Genomic DNA, 1,597 nt, shown 5'->3' with positions numbered 1-1,597 from the left:
GCATCCACATGGCCAACGCGAAACATGGTCGTGGGAAAGAGACCACTGCCTTCGCCATCGCCGATAGCATGCGGAACCCCTGCAAAGGCTGCGACGTCGGCATCACCCGAACAGTCAATGAACACATTGGCACGCACAGCCTGCCGACCGGACTTTGTCTCGACAACGAGGGCCGATATCCGCTGACCGTCCATCACCACTGCGGAGGCACGCGCGTGAAACAACAATTTGACATTGGCGGCAAGCAAGAACTGGTCAGCCGCGCACTTGTAGATGGATGTGTCGTACGACCGAACCCGAATCCGCCCTTGCATGCCATCCTGTGGTTTGTTCAGTCCGCCGAGTGCATCGAGACGGGAGAGCAACTCGTCCACGACACCGTGAACGAGTTGACGCATCTCACCACGATGGCGACCATAGAGACCCGCAAAGTTGGTGACCCCCCCTGCGGTGCCCATTCCCCCAAGAAATCCGTAGGACTCCACAAGCAGTGTGCGGGCTCCCCTGCGTGCAGCGCTGGCGGCAGCGGCAAGGCCGGCCGGACCACCCCCAACCACCACCACGTCGTATTCGCCGACGACGGGCAAGTTGCGAGCTGGTTCCACAAGTGTTGATTGGGCGAGTGTCATTCTTCGTGTTCCTAGGGCCTGGCGATTGGATTTCTCTACAAATGGGGGTGGTCTTCAGTCCTGCGTGATCGAGTTCTGCTCGATGACCGGCTTCCAGCGCGCCACGTCTGAGGCCAGTAGCTTGCGGAACTCATCGGGCGAGTTCCCGACCGGGTCCATGTATTGCGCACGGAGCTTGTCGCGGATCTCGGGCTCGGCCAGAACTTGCACGATTTGGTCGTGAAGGCTCTTCACCACAGCGGCAGGCGTCTTGGCGGGCGCAATGAAACCAATCCACGCATCCGCCTTGATGTCTGGAAGACCGCTCTCAGCCAGCGTTGGCAGCTCGGGCAGCGAGGGTGACCGTGTTGGAGAGGCCACCGCCAAGGCACGGAGTTTTCCCGCTTTGACGTGCGGCATGACAGCCGCCGCAGGCAGGAGCGCCATGTCCACTTCGCTGGTGAGCACCGCAATGACAGCCGCGCCCGACCCCCGGTAAGGCGCGTGCACGACATCACCCCCCGCTTGAGCAACCAGGGCGGCCATTGCCAAATGCGAAATCGAGCCTGCTCCGATGGAGGCATAACTGAGTTTGGTCTGCCCTTTGAGCATGGCCAACAGCTGCTTCGGGTCGGTCGTGGCCAGCTTGCTGCTCACGACCAAAACGGAAGGCTGTGACACCGCGACGGTGATCAGGTCAATGTCCTTCGCCGCGTTGTACGGTACTTTCTTGAAGATCAGTGCGTTGACACCCAGTGGGCCAGCAATGCTCACACCGATCGTTCGACCATCGGGACTTGATTTGGCAACGGCGTCGGTACCGATGTTTCCCGCAGCACCGCTCTTGTTCTCAACCACGAAAGGCTGATGGAATTTCGCGGACAGCCGGTCTCCGACAAGGCGAGCCGCCAAGTCGGGCGTAGACCCCGCGTCAAATGGAACCACCACCCGTACGGTACCCTGCGGCCACTCTTGTGCGGAAGCGACAG

General features: G+C 60.8%; 2 protein-coding genes. Both read right to left on the bottom strand.

The features are described 5' to 3' along the window. Window positions 1-629 (bottom strand): FAD-dependent oxidoreductase (locus tag ABYB95_RS23200; RefSeq protein WP_372662631.1); only part of this gene is annotated, 629 nt, incomplete at its 3' end. 54 nt (window positions 630-683) lie between these two features. Beyond that, window positions 684-1,597, bottom strand: a 914-nt coding sequence (locus ABYB95_RS23195; protein WP_372662626.1) for a Bug family tripartite tricarboxylate transporter substrate binding protein, incomplete at its 5' end; no start/stop codon positions are given.

Origin of the sequence: Hydrogenophaga sp. (genome assembly GCF_041633695.1) — a bacterium.
In the GTDB taxonomy this organism is placed as follows: Bacteria; Pseudomonadota; Gammaproteobacteria; order Burkholderiales; family Burkholderiaceae_C; genus Hydrogenophaga.
The sequence above is the reverse complement of the archived record's forward strand: the minus strand, read 5'-3'. Positions and strand labels throughout refer to the sequence as shown.